Here is a 19,298-nt window from a genome sequence, read left to right as displayed (position 1 = left end):
CTCGTGTCGCTCGCGCGGCGCGCCGACGGAGTTCACCAAACCTTCAGGCGTTCACCCGGATGTAAGATTCGGCGCGACCGCAGCCGGAAAGCTGGCCGTGACGACCAGACCGCACGGTTCGGCTACGTCGACGAAGAACAATCCCCCGTACTGGGCCGCCATGGTCGCCGCGATCGGCAGGCCGAGACCGGAACCGCCGGCCGTCGCCTGTGCTCCGCGAAAGAATCGAGTGGTCAGCTGATCGAGCTCATCGGGTGACACCCCGACACCGTCGTCGCGGACCGACACAACAACCGACTCGCATTCTTGGCTGACGGTGATCGCGGTATGGGCATCTCGGCCCGCGTAGCGTACGGAGTTACTCAGCGCGACATCGAGAATCTGGGCGAGCACACTCGCCGGAACACCGGCTTCGGCAACCTCGGTAGTCGCGTCGAGGGTGAGGGTCATGTCGGCGCGCTGGAACGCGGCATGCCACGCGTCCACTCGATCCCGTGCCACCGCTACCGCGTCACAGTCCGACGTGTTCGAGCGCGCGGCGGCGTGTCCGGGCGCGGCATCGGCCACCGCCGAGGCCAGCAAGCCGTCCAGCAACTCCGTGAGCCGGTCCACTTCGCTCACCACACCGGCGAAGGTGGCCGACGCGTGATCCTGGGCGATCATCGGCTGTAGGGCCTGCAACCGAACCGCGAGCGCGGCCAGTGGATTTCGCAGCGAATGCGCCGTATCGACCACCAGTTTTCGCTCGGCCGCGGCCAGGTCGGCGACGGCTCGGGTAATCGACGCGACACCGACCGCGAGTTCGACGATCTCCCGCGGCCCCCGGCCTCTGGACGGGGAACCCCCCGGCTCCGCGCGCCGCACCGGCAAGGTCGAGGTCAGCGCGTCGACATCGCGGCGCAATTTGGACACCGGTCGCAGGATCCACCCTGATACCCCGAGCGCCACGCCGCCGAACGCCAACAGGGCGGTGGCGGTCACGCAGGCGAGTTGAATCCAACTGTCAGTGATACCACGGCGAGTCGCCGAGGTCGAGATCGCGATGACGACCACACCGCCGGCTTGCTGCGAGGTTCCGATGGGCTGGCCGACCACCATCGGGTGCGTACTCCACGGATACAGCGTCTCCGGCGGGATGAACCGGTGTGCGTTGTTCGATACCTCGATGACCCGTGGGTCGGCGCGGTTCACCCCGACATCGACCATCACCGTGCCGCTGCCCGCGATCACCAGGACACCGTTGCCGGTCTGCTCGAAATAGGTCTGCGCCTCCCCCTCGAGGCGTGCCGGATCAACCGACGCCGTCGCCGCGAACTGGTTGGCGACCTGGATCCGATCGATCACCATCGCCTGGGTCCGGCTCGACGCCAACTCCATCCCGATCCCGATCGCGAAGCAGATCATGCAGATCGCCGCCAGCAGCGTGAATACACTGACCAACCGAACGCGCATCCGGCGAGGTCACCGAGTCCAGCGGTAGCCGAAGCCGTGAATGGTGGCGATCAGTCCTGGGCGGTTCAGTTTGGCCCGCAGCGCGCCCATGTGAACGTCGAGCGAACGAGACGTGGACGGGGTTTTCTCGCCCCAGATCTCGTCCATGATCGTGTCCCGGGCCACCGCGACGCCCGCGCGCTCGACCAGCACGCGTGCTATGGCGAATTCCTTCTGCGTCAGCTGTACCGGCAGACCGGCCACCTCGACGGAACGAGCTCCCAGATCTACCGCGACATCACCGGTAACCACCATGGCCGGAGCGGACTCCGTTGTCTGCCTGCGTCGCACGACCGCTTCCAGGCGGGCGGCGAGTTCACCGAGCCGCGGCGGTTTGACCATGTAGTCGTCGGCTCCGGCACGCAGGCACGACACCACCGCCAACTCGTCGCCCTCCGCGGTCAGCATGATCACCGGAACCGTGCTGACCTTGCGGAGCTGGCGCAACACCAGGTAACCGTTGACATCGGGCAGCCCTATATCGAGCACGACCGCGTCGTAGCCTGCGTGCGAAGTCAGCAGATCGAGCCCGTGTGACAAATGGTCGACGGCCGGGAAACCATGCGCTCGGAGGCCGTCGACAACAGCGCCGGCTACGCCCGCGTCGTCCTCCACCACCACCACACGCACGAACCCGGTCCCTTCCACACGTCCAGACCCGCACCTGAACACGAGGTGAGACTACCGCAGACGGTCACGCCTGCCGTCGCGGAGTGGAGCGTCGCCGATCGGTCAACATTGTTGTCCGGCAACGGTCCTCATCGAGGCGATCCGAAGTCAGGCAGTCGCTCTGCCGGCACCGGCGCGCGGCTCGGCCTGCGCGGCCGATGCGACCGCGATCGGCGGATAGCCGCTCGGCCGGGGGACGGGCGGCAGGCTGGTGAATCGTCGACGCAGGTTGTTCAGCTGCCGATAGACCTCGCGCTGCTCCTCGTGCAGCCTACGGATCTCGTGGTGTAGCTGTTCCGCCTGATCGACAAGCTGGGCATAGAAGTGGCGACCCTGCTCGAGTTGGGCCCGTTCGGCGCGCGCGCCGGTCAGGATCTCTTCGGCCGAGGTTCGCGACACAGCCGATCGGGCCGTGGCAGCACTCGGCCGGATCCGGCGCGGAACGGGAGTGCCATCGTCAACCTCTTTCACGACAACCCCAGCCTCTCGATAGAATAGTCAATGCGCCCCGAAAATGAATTATGCGCACCGCATCGAAAGCGATCAACCTCGCCGCGAATTCTTGATATCGACTTTGCGATTATTTACATATCTCGAATATTCTTTGGAATCTCTTGACAACCCCTCGAGTTCCCAGCACTCCGCCGGCGGGCGCGCGCGGTCAGGGCGACGGTTACGACCATCATCACCGCGACCACGACGATGGTGGCCAGCAATGCGTGCCGGTAGCCGACCAAGAACGCGTTCTGCACCGCTTGGGCGAGCGGCCCACCGAGTGTGTCGTCAACCGAGGCCGCCGTTGCCACGTTCTTGCCGAGCGGTTGCCCGACCGCGACGATGCCTTCGTGCGCGGCGACTTTGGCCGGAATGACGAGCTCCGCTTGATATCCCTGGTCCACGAGACCACCGGCTACTGCCAAACCGAGCAGGCTACCGAGTTGGACGACGGCCGACTGCGCCCCGAACAGGACGCCGTTGCGAGTCGGGGGCAGCGCGGTAGCGATCGCATCGAGCGCGACCGCCATGACAACGCCCATACCCACGCTCATCACCGCGACCATCCCCACGATCCGCTCCAGGCTGCCCGCAGCGTCCGCGGTCAAACCGACAGCCAGGCCATCCAGCACCATCGTCAAGCCGATGATCAGCGGAGTTGTCGCGCCGGTACGGCGTTGCAGCATCGCACCGGCCTTGGCACCCAGCGCGGAGGCCACGCAGGCGGGCAGGAAGATGAGCGCGCCCGCCACGACCGGGTCGGTACCACGCACCGCCTGCAGGTATTGGATCGTCACGAAGACAATGCCGAATTCCGCCACGACCGCCGCGGACAGCGCGAACATCGCGGGCTGCGCCCGCGGATCGGCTCGCAACAGAATGTCGTGCGGCAACTCGCCGCCACGGCGGGTGGCCGCCGCCACCACCAAGAGGACGGCGCCTGCCCCCAGCAGCGCCACGACGGGAGCCGCGGTCCAACCCCAGTCGGGCGCCTTGAACAGACCGAGCGCGACCAGCCCTGAACCTATCGTCGCCGCAACGACACCCGGCCAATCCACCGGAGCTTGCGGATCGCCGGGGCACCGCGGGACGAACTTGACGATGCCGACCAGCAGCGCCACCGCGACCACGGCATCGGCGAGAGCGACCCGGGGCCACCACAGATTATTCAACAGCAGGCCGCTGACCAGCGGAACGACTGTCACGCCCGCGGCCAGACAGCCTGCCCACAACAGCAGCGCCTGGGCGCGTGGCCGACCGGCATTGCTGACCAGCACGAGGATCGACAACGACGCTGGGACGATTGCGGCGACACCCGCACCCATGACGATTCTGGCCACCAGCAAGGGAATCGAGGTCGCGGCCAGCAGCATGTGGGCCAGCAGACCAGCGAGAAAGGTGACATACCCGGCAATCAGCACTCGCTTGGCGCCGCATCGGTCGGTGAGCACACCACCGACGAGCAGAAACACGATGAGCGACAACACATAAGACTTCGGGATCCACAGCGAGAACTCGAGCACGTCCCGGTCACCCAGCTGCTGCAGCAAGGTCGACACGGCGATGCTGTGCAACGAAACGTCCTGGCTGATCAGGAATCCGGTGCCGCCGACGAGCGACAGGACGAGTGCGCGCCGCCCGCGGCTCGACGGCAGCGCCGGTTGCGTCCGGGTCACTCGGCCTGGACGACTGATCTCGACTGCCATGGTGCGCCCTCGACTCGATAGCTCGGCCACCCCCGATCGAAGTCTCGACTATCGGTGGCGATCCCGCCAATCGGCGCGGTGCCGGTCCACTGCGGTCGGCGTCAGCCCAGGTGATCGCGCAGTGAGTTGATTGTGGCGAACAGATCGTCCGGTTCGGGCGCCTCGGCCTGATCGATGTCGAGCGGTGCCATCAGTTCCTTGGCTTTGCGCGCGACCTCGAGCACCGCCGCCCGCGACGCCGCGGTGACCGCGTCCGCGAGCTCCGCCGGGGTCAATTCGCCGATCGCGCCGGAAAACTTTATGTCGGTGGCGATCCCGTCGGCATTCACGGTGACGCGCACCCGCCGTCGCGCAGTGGTGGCGACGCCGGCAAGTAGCGCACGTTCGGCTTGCAGATCGGCGATTTCGGCCATCCTGGCCTGAAATTCCTCGACGGCAGCGTTGAAATCATCATCCATCGTGTCGGGTCCTTCTGTCGCGCTCACAATTCGGCGGTCGGCGTCATCGGTCGAGAATCCGATGATTATCGTTTCGACAGTCATTCAGCGTGTTTTGCGACGGCGAAGTAAGCGGTGCGGGGATGTGCTTCGGCAGTTGCGCCCGCAGCGCTGCCAGCCCTTCGAACAGATCCTCTGGCTTGGGCATTCGCGACCGCAACTCGGCCGCCCGGGCCAGGAGCGTTTCCTGCTCGGCGGCCACCTTCGCGGCCGCCGCCTGCGCCGCCTGCACTGTCGCGCGGGCGATTTGGCCATAGCTGAGGGTGTTGATGTCGTCGGCGTAGTACGTCTCGATGATCGAGCCCGAAGCATTGACCACGACGGTGATTCGGCCGTGTTCCACGGTGGCGGACGCGGTCAGCGCGTCGCGCGCACCGCGCAGACTGCGCATCTGGCTCAGCGCCCGGCCCACCGCATCGATCAGTTCAGCGGCATCGGCCGCCGTGCTCGCGTTCTCCGGTCGTATCACTGTGCCGCCACCTCTGCCATCGCTGCCGCCCGTTCATCGAATTCGACCCGCAGTCCGGCGTATCGCGATAGATACGCGATCACCGCCACGGGGTCTTGCTGGCCGTCGAGATCGGGCAGCAGCACCATGAACCTCGCCGGGTCCGGGTCCTGCTCCCCCACCAGCGCGATCAGCTGGCCGCTCCGTAAACGCAAGACCAGCACCGCCTGATCGTCGTCGGGAACCGCCGCAAAGCCCGCCTTCACCGCCCACTCCAGGGCGGAGATGCCGATATCCAGCCAGCCGATGAGCCTGCTCGACCCCGGCGTCGGCCAGGTGCGCGGGTCGACCGCGACCGTGACCGGGCCGGGCCAGGGCCGCCGCCGATCCAGCTCCGCCAGCAGGCGGGCGAAGAAGCCCAGGATCTCGTCGCGGTCGACGCCGTCGGCCGCCTCGACGGCGGGATCGGGCACCGTCTGCGTCGAAACGGCCTGCGCCAGCGCCGGATAGAACTCCTCGACCGTCTGGGCATAGCTGACGCGGTCGATCAGGTCTTCGGCTGCCGCGCCGACGACCTCGGCAGCGGACAGATCGTCGACATGGGCCATCGATGCGCAGAGCTGAACCAGCGCCGCGGACGCATAGTCGGCGAACTCGGGCGCATCGGTCGGCCCGACCGGTGCGGGCACGATGACGGGTTCGAGCGAGAAGAACGGGCGGTCGACCTCCGCCACGGCCGGCCTGTTCGGATAGTCGTCCCCGGTGTCAGGTCGATAGCGTAGGTAGAGCTCGGTTTCGGCACTGCTCAGTCCGGGCCGCTCACTGTCGCCTGGTTCGCCCTCGACGAACCCGACCTCCCAGGCCAGGATCGTCGCGAGCTGCGCCGCCGACAGCAGACCGGCGGGCATCGGCTCGTCGGTAACGGTGCAATCGCCGTCGTCGGCCGTGGCGCTGACCAACATCACCCGCAGTTGCTCCGGCGGTGTCGCACAGTGCCCGGCGGCGTCGAGGGTGTCGGATCCGACGATGACACACACCCCGCCGGCAGCCACAACCACGCCGCCATCGCTTCGCCTGCCCACAATCCGCGGCATCAGCAAGTTCCCTTCGCGCTCGACTGCCGGGAAAGTACCCAGCCCACGCACGGGCGGCGACCGGGCATGATCTGGTCGCCACAGCCGTTCACCTTCTCGTCACCCGCGGACACCGGCTACGCCCCGCCGGTGCGGACGACATCCCTGGCGATGAGGGCGGATCGGCGATCCAGCATCGGCCCGGCGGGCAGTTGGCTGATGATCTGCCACGGCACCAGCTTCGGCTCGGCGGTCTGTCCGAGCACGACTGCCGTCGCGGCGTCCGGAATACCGAATCGAACGCCGGTGTCGGTGACATAGAACAGGCCATCGCGCCGGGTGCTGTCCAGCTCGATACCGGTGGCCTGCACGAATTCGCCGCTGGCAGCGGGTATATAGGCCGTGTGGGCAGCCTCGCCCCCGACGAGACGCACCGGTGTCCGGCCGGACGCCAGCGGCAGTTGCCGGCCGACGAGCAAGCGCAGGGTGGCGGCTTGGTCGCTCGCGCTACGCGCCCAGCTCGCGCAGGCCACCGGATCGGTATCCATGGCGACGATGGACGGGACGCCGACCGGGAACTGCCCGATCGGCAGGGTGTTCAGCACCGGCAGACCGCCGATCGCGTCCGGGGACAGCAGCGGAATGACGGTATGCCCCATCGAGTTCGACGTGCGCAGTACCTGCGCGGTGAACTCCGAAATCTTCTGCACCCCGTCGGCGAGCACCACATACGGCTGCGCGCCGTTGAGGCCTTGGACCCGGATCACCGACCCCACAACGACATTGGCGACGCGCACGGCGCTGGGCGCACCCGCGTCGGGTATCGCCGGAGCGAGGAGTTCGGGGGCGGCGACGGTCGCGTTGAGCAGTCCGGCACCGATCGGCCGCGGCCGCATGTCGCGAATCTGCAAGGTAGCCACGACCGCATCACTGCTCATATCGATGCGTGCGTGCTTGCCGTCGTAGATCAGGTAGGTGGCGCCGTCATAGGTCGCGAGCACCGCCTCATCCGGTGAGGCGGGCCGGATCTGCGGGCCGAGCTGTGGCACGCCGTCGAGAACCGTACTGCGCAGACCGTCGGTCGCGTCTTCGCACAGCGTCCACTCGGAGCGATCGCGATCGACCGCCCCCGGCAGCGACGCGGGTGCGCCGGGGATGCCGAGCATCGGTCCGCGCGGTACCGAGGCCAGCTTGGAATCCTGCACCGACGTCGGTGATTCACTGGTGCCGGTGATCAGCCTGGCCGACGCCAGATTCAGCACCGGGTGCATGGTCTTGTCCACCATGACGTAGAGGGCACCGCTGTCGCCGGCCATGATGATCTTGGCATCGCCGAGTTGCCCCTGCGGCCGCAGGAACGCCAGGACGCCGCAGCCGGCCGTCACCAGCACTGCCAGCACCAAACCCGTCAGCAACGAACGGAATTGGATGCGCATGGGATCGTGCAGCATTCGCACATCGCGGCGAACCAGCGCGTGCTCGAAACGCTGCAACAGAAATCTGTATCCATTGACCTGCGCCCGGGTCGTCAACTGTGCCGGCATTTCAACTCCTCCGTGCGCACGAACACGTGCGCATGAACACCGTGTGCCTGAATGTGCACACTCGTACGACATATGAGAGGCTACCGCACCACACAGGCGAGCGCCGAATGGAGATGTTCTGAATGAATAGCGAGATAATGCCGCCGGAAGATACCGGGGAATCACCTGTTGTGCCATCGCCGACTTCGGGTCCGAGCGAACTGTTCACGCGGATTCCATTGTCCATCGTGCTGCCTTCAGCGGCTGCGGGAACAACGGCCGCCACCATAGCCATCGCCCTCTGCGCAGATATTCGAGTGGCGCTCGTCATCGGGATCACAATTGCGTTGCTCGGTGGCGTCCGAGTTTGGAAAACCAATGTTTGGCGAATTCTGGGAATGCGCGGCTCGCTCTGGTGGCGCAACCGGCGCGGTAGTGGTAATGAACCACGCCCCGAGTCGTTCGATGTCGATATCCCGGACTCCGGTGGCGCCCGCTGTGGCATGCGCTGGGACGGCAGCCACCTGATCACCATGGTCGGGCTCGGCGACACCGTGGTGCGGCCGACCCTGCTCGGATCGGCTCGGATCGAGGCGGGCGCGGCCATCTCACTCGCCGATGTGGCGCGGTGCCTGTCCCAGTTCGATATTCGGCTGGCCGCCGTCGACGTTGTCACGCTCGGTGTCCGCACCCAGGGCCCGCACAACGTCGTCCGGGTCTACGAAAAGCTGCTCGGGCCACTGCCTGCCGCCGCTACCCAGAACGTCTGGCTGGTCCTGCGTTTCGACCCGCTCGACAACGTCGGCGCGATCGACAACCGGGGCAACGCACAGGAAGGCGTGATCCGCACCGCCCTGGTCGCGACGCGCCGGGTCGCGGGTCGCATCGCCGCCAGCGGCGTCGGGGTATCGATCCTCACCGCCGACGAACTGGCGGCCGCGGAGGCCGCGGTCCTGCACGACAACGACCCACAGCAGTGGGCTGAGGATTGGCGCGTCTTGCGCAGCGGCGGCATCGAATTGGCCGGTTACGCAGTCCGGCCGCACCGGCTCGAACCGGAGATGCTGGCGGCGGTGTGGACACTGCCCGGCAAGTCGGTGCTGACCCGCTTGCGCATGACACCGGCCGTCGAATCGAACTCGCCGGGCCGGCGCGGCGCCATGGTCGCGCTGAGCGCGGTCGTGCGGCGCGACCTGGTCGGCGTCGGTCATCACGACGCCGAGGAACCGCCCGCCGAACTCGGGTTGCGTCCGTTGCGCGGACTGCAGCGCCAGGTCCTGCTCGACGGCGGGAACCTCGAGCCGTCCGCCGCGCTACGCGGGGTACCAGCGGCGATGTCGCGATTCACGGTGCAGGCCGCAGGGTGTGGTCAGGTGATCGGCGCTACCGATGACGGGCTCGGTGTCGCGGTGCCACTGTTCGGGCCCGCGGTCCGGCGGGTGGAAATCGTCGGGTCGCTGCGGCTGACCCAACTGATGGTGCTGCGCGCCATCGCGGTGGGTGCGCGGGTGATCGTGCACAGCGTTCGCCCCCGTGAATGGGAATGCCTGGTCGCGGCGGTCGGCGCGCCTGCCGCGCTGTCGTTGCCCGCCTCCGGTAGCGCGCGATACACAGCCACGGCGACGATGATCGTTTTCGACGGTGTCGCCTCGGCCGGACAGGTGTCGGAAGCGACGGCCGTGCATGTCCGTTCGCCGCGGGAGTCAGCGGCGGTTCTGCTCGGCGCCGATGTCGCGCTGATCGAATCGGCGGACGTGCCCGGGCGGGTGCACATTCGCAGCGCGGGCCAGGAACTGACCGTCCAGGTGGTCTCGATCCGGGAGGAAGTCGAGTACCTCGAGGGCGCTGGAACCGCCGCCGAAACCGAGGTCGGGCCGCGATCAGAGCCGACCCTGCGTTCCGCATGAAAACGGGGGCCCGCGGCCAGTTGGCGGCGGGCCCCCGGGGACTCCTCGGTGCCGGATCTACCAGACGAAGTCGTCCGCGACGTGCTGATCGGTCGCCCGGGCCTTATCCAGCGCGGCCTGCACGTTGTCACGTCCCTTCTTCAGCAGTACGAGCAGCTCGTCCAGGTCGGCGATCAGGGTCTTGTGCTTGGCCAGGAACGAGCCGGCGGCGCCGCCTTCGCCGCTCTGCCAGCCCTCCCGCACCAGCGAGGTCGCCGCGTTCTCCGCGTTTTCCCGCTCCGTGGTGATGGCCGCGTGGTAGTTGTCCATATCGGTGATCAGCTGGATCACGCCCGGCGGGTTGTACAACATTGTGTTGGTTCCGTTCTCAGAAGTGGTTTCGGTCGGTTCCGGTCAGAGGTAATTCGTGTTCAGCGTGGTGAATCCGCCCATGCTCTCGTTTTCGGTTGCCGCGACCTTCGTTTCACCGGTACGCAACGCCTCCGAGACCTGGCCCAGATCGACATTCACTTTGCGGATCCTCGCCTGCAGTTCGTCGGCGAATTTGGTGAACGCGACATTGGCTTCACCTTCCCAATCCTTCTTCGCGGCGATCACTGTGGCCTCGAGGTTGTCGACGCTCTTGTCGATGGGCGGGATCACGTCGGCGTACGCGTTCGCATACTTCTGAAATATGGCGAAATCAAGGTGGAGGGCATCTGCGCCGGCCATTGACATTTCCTTTCGGATGATGATGTGTTGAAAATTCCGGAGAAGTGACTCCGGACGATGAGTGGATGCGCGTACCGATTACGGCATCCAGCGGCCCTCGGGCAGCGCTTCGATCTGCGCACCCACGACATGGGCCAACCGGCGATCACTGCCGGGGGCCAAGGTCGTCCACGGTTGCCCGTCAGGGGCCATGCTGCCGCCGCCGATGATCCGGCCGGCCGCGGTGTCGTACACGGCGACGGCGGCGGGCGATCGCTCCGCGCTGCCGTCACGGTGGGAGTAGCACACCAACTCGGCGACCGAAATACACTGGCGCAGTGCCAGCCCCAGGGCCAGCGCGTCCGATTCGGACATGCCGAGCTGGTAGGCGGCGCTGGCCTCGGTGGTTCCCGTGTCGTCGAGCCGTCGACGCAGTTCGGCGGTGGGGGCGGTGAGCACCGGGATGTCCGCGGGTGGGCGGGCGCCGAGTGCGGCCAGCAGCGGCCGGGCCAGCACGACCGGATCCTCGTCACCCCACACGGTGCCGATCTGGATTTCGTCGCCCACTCGCACCGCCACCGCGTGGTCAAGGCCGCGCCGGGCCAAACAGATTCGATGCACGTCGGCGCGCCGGATCCGTAGGGCCAGTTGCCTTTCCGGACGGGCCAGGGCGGATATCGCCGTGGTCAGCTCGTCGTCGAGGACGTTCCCGTCCTCGTCGAGCACGCCGCGCGCACGCAACTCCGCGACAGCGGCGACGCGGGCGGCAAGGAAGTCGGCGTACTCGCTGTGTTGTGTGCGAAGGGCGAGAACCACCGGAAGGATCTGCGCGCCGAGAGTTTCGGCGACGACGAGGGCGGCATCGACGGTCAGGGTCATCATTGCGACGCCCCGGCGGTACGAGACTGCGCTACGCTGCCCAGAACCGGTGGTGCGGTGGCGATCCCGGCCTGGACGACGATCTGCTCGCCGAGAGCTCCGGCCTCGGCTGCCACCGCCCGCTGACCGGCTTGCGGCGACACCGGACCCGGCGGATTCGTGGGCGGCGCGAGCATCGACGGTGGCGATACCTGCGAGGCCGTTGTCACGACAGGAGCGCCGGCCGTTGCCGCCACGATCGGCGAGACGGGTTGCGGGATCGGCGTGATCACCAGCGACTCACCGCCGACTGTCAGGGTCGGAGTCGGAGCGAGAGTCAATGCCGACAGGTCGACGACTGGCGAACCCCGCAGTGCGGGAGAAGAAACGGCCTGCGCGTCGGGCGGCGGCCCCGATGACCCGTCGCCGACCGGCTTCGGCGCCTGCTCGGCGAGTAGGGCGGCTCCCGCGGAGACGATGGGGGCCGTCTCCTGCTCCCACGCTGCGGACAGCTTCGCACTGCCCGCCTCGTAGGTGCGCATCACCTGGGCGGCGTGGTCGCGCAAGGCATCGACCTGATGCTCGGCAGTGTCGAACAGTCCGGCAAGCGGTGCGCCGAGCAGCGTGCCGCTGACCGTCTCCTCGGCCATCCGCACCGCTGCCGCCACCTCGTCCACGTGCGGCATCGTGAGCTGAGCGATCTCGTAGGCCGCGGCCTGCTCGGCGGCCGTGGCAGCATTGTGCTCGGCGGCGGTGGTGAGATCGTCGAACCAGTCGGCCAGCTGCGCCAACCGGGCGATGCCCTCCGCGCTGGAATCCGATCCCCACGCGTTCCCGACAATGGCGAGAATGGCGCGATACTCGGCACCGGCCTCACCCAGGTGCAGTGCGAGCGCTGCGTAGGCAAGCCCCGCCTCGGCCATCGGCACGACGCCGGGACCGGTCGTCAGCTCGCGTGCCAGCTGCTCGGCCGGTACGGCGTCCCACATCGTGCCGGTGAAACCGGCGTGCGGAAGTTCGACCATCGCGTCACTCCTCGTCTCGGTGGTCGGCGCGCGGTGCTACGCCAGGCGCTGGAACGACTGCACGGCGTCGTCATCGGAATCCCCGACGAGGTCGGCGTGGGAACGCAGGTTCGCGGCGATCTTGCGCAGTTCGCCGACGCCCCCCAGGCAGGACTGCTCGAACGAAGCGCTGACTTGTCGTAGCACCTGCGCGGTGTGCCGCGACACCGGGTCGGCGGCGGCCGGCACCGGACGCAGCGCGTCACTGTGCTGAAGTAGCCCGCCCTCCAGGTCATCGGCCAGCATGTCCAGCCGACCGGCCGCCATCCTGGCGAGTTGGTGATCTATCGCGATGTTGCTCATCAACGTTCTCCTCTTACAGGCTGAATGGCGTATCCGGGTCGGCGGTCGTTTCCACGCCGATGATGGGTGCTGCGGCCTCGGGCAGGCGGCCTCCCACCAGTTCGTCGCCATAGCGGGCATCGACAGGCGACTCCTGGCGGCCGCCCGCCGGGCGGGCCCGGTCGTCGCCGATCGAGCTGGCACCGGGTGCGAAAGGCGGTAGTACTTCATGCGAGTACGTGGAGGCCGACGCCGAAATCAGCGGCGTGCCGATCGGGCTCGCGGTCGCCGCGATGACGCCTTCGGTTTGCCACACGCCCAGCGGAGCCGCCGCCGGGGCGACCGCCGCTCCCCCGCTCGTCGACCCGACCGGCACGGCTGCCGCAGCGGAGCGCGTCGGAGCCGGCGCCGCGGGGTCGGCGCCAGGCTTGGCCGGGAACTGCGCGGTGACCTCTTTGCCGACGGTCTGCGCGACCGAGATCAACGGCGTCACCACCTGCTGCAATTGCGACAGCAACTGCGTCACGGTGGGCTGGTTCGGCGAGGAGGGCGCGACCCCGGCGGTGGCGAACGCCGATCCCGAGGAGGACCGCGAACCGACCGCCGACACATCCGGCGCCGAGGGACCGGCCGCCGAAACCGTCTGGGTGAGCGAACGCTGGACTTTGCCGAGGTCCGCACGTTTCGGGCTGCGAGTCGGCACCGGCTTGCCCGCCTCGGTCATCTCCGCCGACTGCGCCAGCAACTGCGCCTTGGTCTGGGCGGTGATCGCCGTCGCCTCGGTGCCCGCCTCGATGGCGGTGGCCAGCAGCGCCGCCTGGCCGGGCGGCGTCACCAGCGTGGGCCCGAGCGCTGCGGTGGTGAGTGCGAAACGCGTCGCTACCGCCGCCATTTGCGCATATCCGGTAGCGACGGTGCCCGCGGCGCCACCGGTGGTCAGGTTGATCCGCGCGGCCTGCTCGGAGATCGATGCGGACGTCGCCACGGTGTCGACCGCCGCCGCCGTCGCCGCCGTTGCCCCTGAGCTCTCCATCGACTGCAGCAGCTGAATGCCCGTGGAGGCCAGCTGCATCGCGGTGCGCACCGCGTCGACGACATTCCGCATCAACGTTTGCGGATTGAACTCCCCCGCGCCCAGATTGCCGTTGCCGTAGCCGCTGATCAGGTCGGTTACCGGTTTGAACAGTGCCGCCGGGTCGAGCGGCGGGAGGACCGGCAGACCCGGCAGCGGCGGAAGAGCGGGAAACTGCGGCAAGCCGATGCCGGCCAGCAACTGCTGGGTCGGCTGATCGAGAATCGGAGCAGCCGGCGTATTTCGGAGCGCGTCGAGAACGGTCGGATGTAGCGGCGCCACAGAGGGTTGCGCGGGAGTCACTGTTCGGCGCCCGTCAGCGTACCGAACGAAGCGACGCTGTGCTGCTCGGTCAGTTCATAGGACGCCGCGGCCACCCGCGCGGTATCGGCGGTGGTGGTGAGGATTTCGACGAGCTTGGTCAGTGCGGCGAAGTGGTTGGCCTGAGCGTAGGCGAAACTCGTCAGGAATTCGTGACCGATCAACCCGAAGGTCGGAGCGATGGCCGCTATGACAGCGGCCTGGTCGACGGCCCCCGCGACGGCGACCGTCGCCGCCATCCCGTCCGAAATCTCGCCGTATCGGCGGAATGTCTGCGGCTGCACATTGAGGACGTTCATCGCGGTACCCTCCTGGGCTGGTTCTGTGATCTCGATACCTAGACGGCTCGCGTCAGAAATCTAATTCGGGCCGCGGTGTCCGCAAGCGGTGCGCGAGCGGCGACCCCCGCTGTTCACCTGCCCGTTGACTCGGCCCTCCGGGCAGGGCAGCGCTAGCTGTTCACTTGACCGTTGAATTCATCGATCAGTTGTCCGCGCGTTCCCAAAGCCCGCCGCACCGCCGCAGCGGCGGTGGCAACGAGCACCCTTTCGAACTCGGACGGCGACAGCATCGCAATCGCCTGTGTCAGACGGACATCGAGCAGTCGGCCCACCCCGTCGACCGACACGGTGATGGCCTCGTCGGCATCGGTGTGGTCGACCCGGATCGCGGCGAGATCCGCGGCGAGCCGTCGCATCCGATCCAGTCGTGCGCGAGCACCCGCCTCGAGGGCAGCGAAATCTGTCACCACGAATCTCCATCCCGGTCGAGCCAGCTGTGCGGCTCGTACCCGTGCTCCGATTCCGCTGCGAGCTCGTAGTGTTCGACCGCGTCCTGGGACGGCAGTTCGAGCAGGTCCAGCGCCGATTCCGGGACACCGATCTCGGCCAGGTACGCACGCCGGAGCAAGCCGGCCCGGTTGGCCGCGAGCTTGCACAACCGCAGAATGTCGTCACCGAGATCATCCGGGTCGCGCCGGAGTTGGTCGGCGGTGAGCCGAACCGCCAGCGGCACAGCCGAATCAGTCGCGCTCACCATGATGTCGCCACCGCGCAATGCGGCCTCGCCGGTCGAATAGGGCGTGAAATCAGATTTCGGTGCTTCCAGTTCCGGCGCGTCCCGATCGAGCGTCGTCTCCGGGTCTCGCCCGGCCTCGGCTCCGTCGAAAACCGGGCTCTCATGGATCGTCGCGCCGAACATCGAGTCCGCGGACCACTCGGCGTCGATTCTCGGGGGTTGTTCAGACACGTCGCTCGTCCTCCATGGTCTGTGACACGGTCGCGATATCGGCGGCGATCATGGACGCCAGCGCCGTCCGATCGACCGCTGTCGCGACCGGTCCTGCCGTCTCGGCGACGGCGTAGCGGCCGTCGTCGACCAGATCTCGCCATTCGATGCGGTAGGGCGTGATGCCGCGCGGCCCGAAGATCGAACTACCCATACGGGTTTCGATCACTCCGAGCCGCTCCGCGGGCCGTCGCAGCCACGCCGCGCTGGCGTGATCGGCCGCATAGTTGTCGTAGACCGGAGACCGGCCGTAGTGGTGGTCGGCCTCCGCGCTCGCCGGGCTGGTGATCAACGGAGTATCCGGCCCGCGCCCGGCCGCCCGAGCGGGGAGCGCGCCGACCACCGCACCGGCGAGCCGATCGGCATCGCCGCTGGTGATCACATAACCGCCACTGTGCCAACGCGTTTCGCCGGGCAGCTGGCGAATCAGGACCGCCACGTCGCCCTGCCGGGCTCCGACCAGACGAAGCTCCCCTGCGGGGTCGCCGCAATCGCGCGGGTCGAACGCCACCGCTGTGACCCGAATATCGGCGTGGGCGACGCGGGTGAGGGCGTCGTGCAGGGCGCCGTCAGCCGTCTCGTCCAGCCCGGCCAGCGCCGCCGCCGCCAGTCGCGCCCAGTCCCGCGTGTTGTCGCCACGATTCAGCGCGAACAGCGGCAACGGTAGCCGGTCCTGGAACAGCTTGTCCCACAGGGCGATCAGTTCCGTATCAGTGAGCTGCCAGGTGCGGCTCACCGATCGAGCACCGGTCTGATCGCGAGCCCCGGCTGCCCGAGCGCCTCGTCGAGATGCTCGGTCGAATCCAGCAGCTCGGACCGCTTCTTCTCCTTCTCCTCGCCATTCGGGCGGCCGGGGTGACCGCCGAACGGGACACCCGGTTCGCGCCCACCAGCGGGTCCGGCCCGTCCGGTCAACTTCTCGTCCGGAACGGCGGTGAGGCGGGGGAACAGCTTGGCCTCCTGGTTTTTCAGCTGTTCCAGGGCGAATACGCGACCGGTCCCACCTCCGCCGCCACCGCCCTTGCCGACGAACGGGACGTTTCCTGGCGGCAGGAGGGCGGAATTCATCAGCCACGGGGTGCTGCCCGATTCTTTCGAGGTCAGGTCGTCGGGCAGGTTGCTCAACGTCTCGAATGGTTTGTCCTTCAGCCCTTCCGGCAGGTTCGAGGTGTTCGGTCCCGTTTCGGTTTGGGGATTCGGGAGCCCGGAGGAGGGATCGCCGCCGTCGACGGGCGGGTTGCCACCGCCCGTCGGATTGTCGCCGACGGGCGTCGCGTCACCGCCGTTGTCGTCAGGGCCGGTCGGCGGCTCGTCGCCGGAATCACCGCCGGACCCGTCTGCACCGGGCGTGTCGAGCGCCTCGATCGGCGCGGTCCCGCCGACGTCCAGGCTCGGCGTCACCACCTCGTTCGGCTGCGGTAGCGCCACGATATGGGTCGTCAAATGCGTGTAGTTCTCGGTGTAATGCGTCTGGAAATGCTCTTGGAACCGGAGCAGGTCCGCGTCGTTCTGCGTCCTGGTCGTCGAGGGCGGTGGTTCGGGGGTCTGCGGCATGCCGTTCTTCGTCCGCTGCAGCCAGCCCGAGCTGAACACCAGCGAGTCACCCAACAGATTCATATCCGTCGTGAGCTGCTCGGAGGCGAATACGTACTGCGTGGTCGCCAGAATCGCCGCGTCCGCACCCGCGCCGGTCCATTGATCCGACGCACCGGCGATGGCGGTCCGCAGGGTGTCGAAACCACGGTCCAACCCCTTGGACAGCCAGTACCACACACCACCCGCGTCGGCGACCGCCTGCGCATTGATCGACTGGCCGACGTTGTACAAAATCGACCAATCCAGCTGCGAGCCCGCCTCGGGCCAGAACAAGGCCGGGTCGTAGAGCGTCGTGGTATCCGGCTTGTTCGAATGCCGGGGAATCTGCACCGATTTGGGCGCTCCGCTGGGTGGCGTGCCCGGCGGGTTGTCGAAGGAGATCCCCTCGAAGCTCACGGCCGAGTTGTGCTCGGTGCGGGCGTATTTCTTGCCCGCGGCGAGAAACGTGTTGCCCATATTGGTGAGGATGTTGCGATGCCGATCCATGCGTTCCAGCAACTCGGTGGCGATCTTGGAGTTGAACAGGGCCCACATCTGCACCCCCGAGGCGCACGCGGCGAACACCGGACTCGCGCGTTCATAGTTGCCCTGCACCCAGCTGTGCACGCCGACAACGACATTCAGCATGTCCTCGACGTGCTGCGCGCACTTCTGCGCCGTCCCCGCCTCGAGCAGAAGCTCCGCGCCGCCCAAGCTCGCCCATTTGGTGTTGTCCGAGACATCGGAATCAAGTGCCATGTCGCAACTCCTATCAGCGCAATCGGTTCGGATCGGTCGTCTCAACGGCCGTCGTCGTAGACGCTGAGTCGCGAGATTCCACCGCGCGACTCGTCTCCCCGGACGCGCTGCAGTTCACCGCATTCCCGTTCGATGAGCCGCACCAGCCGCTCGGCATCGGTCGCGACCGCGGCCACCGGCGGCCCGGCATCGACGATGTAGCGGCCATCGCCGGGATGGTCTTCCCAGAAGATCCACTTGGTCACCTGCCCGCTCGGGCCGAAATTCGAGTGACCGTGTGTGATCTCGATCCGTCCGACCGTGGATTTCGGCGCGGCCTGCCAACCTCGGCTCCGGGTGTCGACATCGCGGTCGCCTTCGTCGAACAGCGAACTGCGACCGTGCCAGTGATCGAACACGGGCTCGGCCGTCGAGCTCAGCAATTCGATCGGCGACTGGCCGCCCGCCACCATCGGGGGAAGCTTGTCCACGATCACTCGTGCGAGCTCCAACGCATCGCACTCGGTGATCACCAGTTCGTCGTGACTATAGGGCGACCGCACGCGGAATCCCTCGACCAGGATCGCTCGGTCGCCGAACAGCTTGCCCGCCATCGTCCACTGCCGGGCCAGATCATGGGGAGCGCTCTCATCATTGGCGAGCACCGCGATCCGCACATCGGCCTGCATCGACTTCACCATCGCCTCGGCCAGCGCCGGGTCCCACGCGGCCTGCAGCTCACCCCAGACCCGAGCCTTGACGAATTGGAAGTCGAAATGTCCCTTCACGTCGGCGACGTAGGCGAACGGCCAGCTCGTGCGGCGTCCTACCAATCGCTCACGCAGCACCAGGTATTCGAGGCCGGTGAGCCGCCAGGTCCGTGCCATCAGTTGCCACCCTCCGCCGTGATACCCGGGACGCCCGCCGATCCGGGCGCGCCGACGACGTCATCAGTCGACCTCGCCGTCGTGAAATCCTGGAATACCGCGGGCTGATTGCCCGCCGCACGTCCTGGTACCCCCAGCTGAAGTAGTTCGAGCGCCTCGTTCGGGCTGGGCAACAGCGCCCGCGAGTCCACCGGCCCGGTCGCACCCGGTGGGAGGAGTAGCTCCTCGACCTCAGCTATATCCTCGCCGATCCGCTCGGCAGCCTCGGCCAATGCCTGCTTCACCGTCAGGGTGCCGTCCTCGACGGCTTTGGTCAGCGCTTGCAATCCCGGGCCGAGTTGGGCGGCAAGTTGATTACCGAGTTGCGCGAGAGTCGTGATGCCGGAAGTGATGAGCTGCAACACTTCCGAGAACATACTGAGCATCTCGGAGGCGGAGAGAGCGCCGCTGGAGCCGGTCCCGGGGGCACCGCTCGGACCGGTACCTTGGCCGGGATCGCCCGAGGGTGCGCCGCTCGGGCCGCCGTTTCCACTGGACCCGCCGTTTCCACTGCCCGAACCCGCGCCCGATCCGTTGCCGCTGCCGCCGGGTCCGCTTCCGGATCCGCCGCCGGTGCCACCGCTTCCGTTTGCGTTGGATTTGCCGCTGTTGTTGCCTGCGCCGCTGTTGTTGCCGCTGCCGTTGTTGTTGCCGTTGTTGTTGTCTCCGGTTCCCC

The 19,298-nt window shown here is 67.5% G+C and carries 22 protein-coding genes; 1 reads left to right on the top strand and 21 read right to left on the bottom strand.

Annotation, left to right across the window (positions count from 1 at the left end; translation table 11 throughout):
• Nucleotides 1-51: 51 nt before the first annotated feature.
• The 8 genes from ACIA5H_RS34945 to eccB form a co-directional block, all read right to left on the bottom strand.
• Complete coding sequence (locus tag ACIA5H_RS34945; RefSeq protein WP_397080296.1) at nucleotides 52-1,452, bottom strand: sensor histidine kinase; 1,401 nt, start codon at nucleotides 1,450-1,452, stop codon at nucleotides 52-54.
• Nucleotides 1,453-1,461: 9 nt separating this feature from the next.
• Nucleotides 1,462-2,121 (bottom strand): response regulator transcription factor, encoded by a 660-nt coding sequence (locus ACIA5H_RS34940; protein ID WP_397080294.1) that lies wholly within the window; start codon nucleotides 2,119-2,121, stop codon nucleotides 1,462-1,464.
• Nucleotides 2,122-2,268: 147 nt separating this feature from the next.
• Nucleotides 2,269-2,559 carry a hypothetical protein gene (locus ACIA5H_RS34935; RefSeq protein WP_397080292.1) on the bottom strand — a complete coding sequence of 97 codons (291 nt, stop codon included), beginning with the start codon at nucleotides 2,557-2,559 and terminating at the stop codon, nucleotides 2,269-2,271.
• Between the two features lie 185 nt (nucleotides 2,560-2,744).
• Entirely contained in the window at nucleotides 2,745-4,361 is a 1,617-nt protein-coding gene (locus ACIA5H_RS34930; RefSeq protein ID WP_397080290.1) for an MFS transporter, read from the bottom strand.
• Nucleotides 4,362-4,462: 101 nt separating this feature from the next.
• Nucleotides 4,463-4,903: a YbaB/EbfC family nucleoid-associated protein gene (locus tag ACIA5H_RS34925; protein ID WP_397080288.1), complete on the bottom strand. Its 441-nt coding sequence runs from the start codon at nucleotides 4,901-4,903 to the stop codon at nucleotides 4,463-4,465.
• Complete coding sequence (locus ACIA5H_RS34920) at nucleotides 4,863-5,327, bottom strand: YbaB/EbfC family DNA-binding protein (RefSeq protein WP_397080286.1); 465 nt, start codon at nucleotides 5,325-5,327, stop codon at nucleotides 4,863-4,865. The genes ACIA5H_RS34925 and ACIA5H_RS34920 overlap by 41 nt, the downstream gene beginning before the upstream one ends.
• A complete protein-coding gene (locus ACIA5H_RS34915; RefSeq protein ID WP_397080284.1) occupies nucleotides 5,324-6,406 on the bottom strand; it encodes a hypothetical protein in 1,083 nt (360 codons plus the stop codon). The genes ACIA5H_RS34920 and ACIA5H_RS34915 overlap by 4 nt, the downstream gene beginning before the upstream one ends.
• 110 nt (nucleotides 6,407-6,516) lie before the next feature.
• A complete protein-coding gene (gene eccB / locus ACIA5H_RS34910; protein WP_397080282.1) occupies nucleotides 6,517-7,923 on the bottom strand; it encodes a type VII secretion protein EccB in 1,407 nt (468 codons plus the stop codon).
• A gap of 122 nt (nucleotides 7,924-8,045) precedes the next feature.
• Between eccB and eccE the strand changes: the two genes are divergently transcribed.
• Nucleotides 8,046-9,809 carry a type VII secretion protein EccE gene (eccE, locus tag ACIA5H_RS34905; protein WP_397080280.1) on the top strand — a complete coding sequence of 588 codons (1,764 nt, stop codon included), beginning with the start codon at nucleotides 8,046-8,048 and terminating at the stop codon, nucleotides 9,807-9,809.
• Nucleotides 9,810-9,866: 57 nt separating this feature from the next.
• On the opposite strand, the gene ACIA5H_RS34900 is transcribed toward eccE, so the two are convergent.
• From ACIA5H_RS34900 to ACIA5H_RS34840, 13 genes are all read right to left on the bottom strand, one after another.
• Complete coding sequence (locus tag ACIA5H_RS34900) at nucleotides 9,867-10,160, bottom strand: hypothetical protein (protein WP_379253402.1); 294 nt, start codon at nucleotides 10,158-10,160, stop codon at nucleotides 9,867-9,869.
• 42 nt (nucleotides 10,161-10,202) lie between these two features.
• Entirely contained in the window at nucleotides 10,203-10,520 is a 318-nt protein-coding gene (locus ACIA5H_RS34895; protein WP_356967654.1) for a WXG100 family type VII secretion target, read from the bottom strand.
• Between the two features lie 78 nt (nucleotides 10,521-10,598).
• Entirely contained in the window at nucleotides 10,599-11,381 is a 783-nt protein-coding gene (locus ACIA5H_RS34890) for an ESX secretion-associated protein EspG (protein ID WP_397080277.1), read from the bottom strand.
• Nucleotides 11,378-12,382, bottom strand: coding sequence for a PPE domain-containing protein (locus tag ACIA5H_RS34885; protein WP_397080275.1), 1,005 nt, complete (start codon nucleotides 12,380-12,382; stop codon nucleotides 11,378-11,380). Before ACIA5H_RS34885 ends, ACIA5H_RS34890 begins: the two co-directional genes overlap by 4 nt.
• A 36-nt stretch (nucleotides 12,383-12,418) precedes the next feature.
• Nucleotides 12,419-12,724: a PE domain-containing protein gene (locus ACIA5H_RS34880; RefSeq protein ID WP_397080273.1), complete on the bottom strand. Its 306-nt coding sequence runs from the start codon at nucleotides 12,722-12,724 to the stop codon at nucleotides 12,419-12,421.
• A gap of 13 nt (nucleotides 12,725-12,737) precedes the next feature.
• Nucleotides 12,738-14,057 (bottom strand): hypothetical protein, encoded by a 1,320-nt coding sequence (locus ACIA5H_RS34875; RefSeq protein WP_397080271.1) that lies wholly within the window; start codon nucleotides 14,055-14,057, stop codon nucleotides 12,738-12,740.
• A 17-nt stretch (nucleotides 14,058-14,074) separates the two neighbouring features.
• Entirely contained in the window at nucleotides 14,075-14,395 is a 321-nt protein-coding gene (locus ACIA5H_RS34870) for a type VII secretion target (protein ID WP_356967663.1), read from the bottom strand.
• 152 nt (nucleotides 14,396-14,547) lie between these two features.
• Nucleotides 14,548-14,793, bottom strand: a complete 246-nt coding sequence (locus tag ACIA5H_RS34865) for a YbaB/EbfC family nucleoid-associated protein (protein ID WP_397080269.1) — start codon at nucleotides 14,791-14,793, stop codon at nucleotides 14,548-14,550.
• A 47-nt stretch (nucleotides 14,794-14,840) separates the two neighbouring features.
• Nucleotides 14,841-15,344: a hypothetical protein gene (locus tag ACIA5H_RS34860; RefSeq protein WP_379253395.1), complete on the bottom strand. Its 504-nt coding sequence runs from the start codon at nucleotides 15,342-15,344 to the stop codon at nucleotides 14,841-14,843.
• Nucleotides 15,337-16,119: an ESX secretion-associated protein EspG gene (locus tag ACIA5H_RS34855; RefSeq protein WP_397080266.1), complete on the bottom strand. Its 783-nt coding sequence runs from the start codon at nucleotides 16,117-16,119 to the stop codon at nucleotides 15,337-15,339. Before ACIA5H_RS34855 ends, ACIA5H_RS34860 begins: the two co-directional genes overlap by 8 nt.
• On the bottom strand, nucleotides 16,116-17,717 hold the full coding sequence (locus tag ACIA5H_RS34850; protein ID WP_379253392.1) for a hypothetical protein: 1,602 nt from the start codon (nucleotides 17,715-17,717) through the stop codon (nucleotides 16,116-16,118). Before ACIA5H_RS34850 ends, ACIA5H_RS34855 begins: the two co-directional genes overlap by 4 nt.
• A gap of 41 nt (nucleotides 17,718-17,758) precedes the next feature.
• A complete protein-coding gene (locus ACIA5H_RS34845; protein ID WP_379253391.1) occupies nucleotides 17,759-18,583 on the bottom strand; it encodes an ESX secretion-associated protein EspG in 825 nt (274 codons plus the stop codon).
• Nucleotides 18,583-19,298 (bottom strand): hypothetical protein (locus tag ACIA5H_RS34840; protein WP_379253389.1); only part of this gene is annotated, 716 nt, incomplete at its 5' end. The genes ACIA5H_RS34845 and ACIA5H_RS34840, both read right to left, overlap by 1 nt.

The sequence above is a fragment of the Nocardia sp. NPDC051900 genome (genome assembly GCF_044452545.1).
In the GTDB taxonomy this organism is placed as follows: Bacteria; Actinomycetota; Actinomycetes; order Mycobacteriales; family Mycobacteriaceae; genus Nocardia; species Nocardia sichangensis.
The sequence above is the reverse complement of the archived record's forward strand: the minus strand, read 5'-3'. Positions and strand labels throughout refer to the sequence as shown.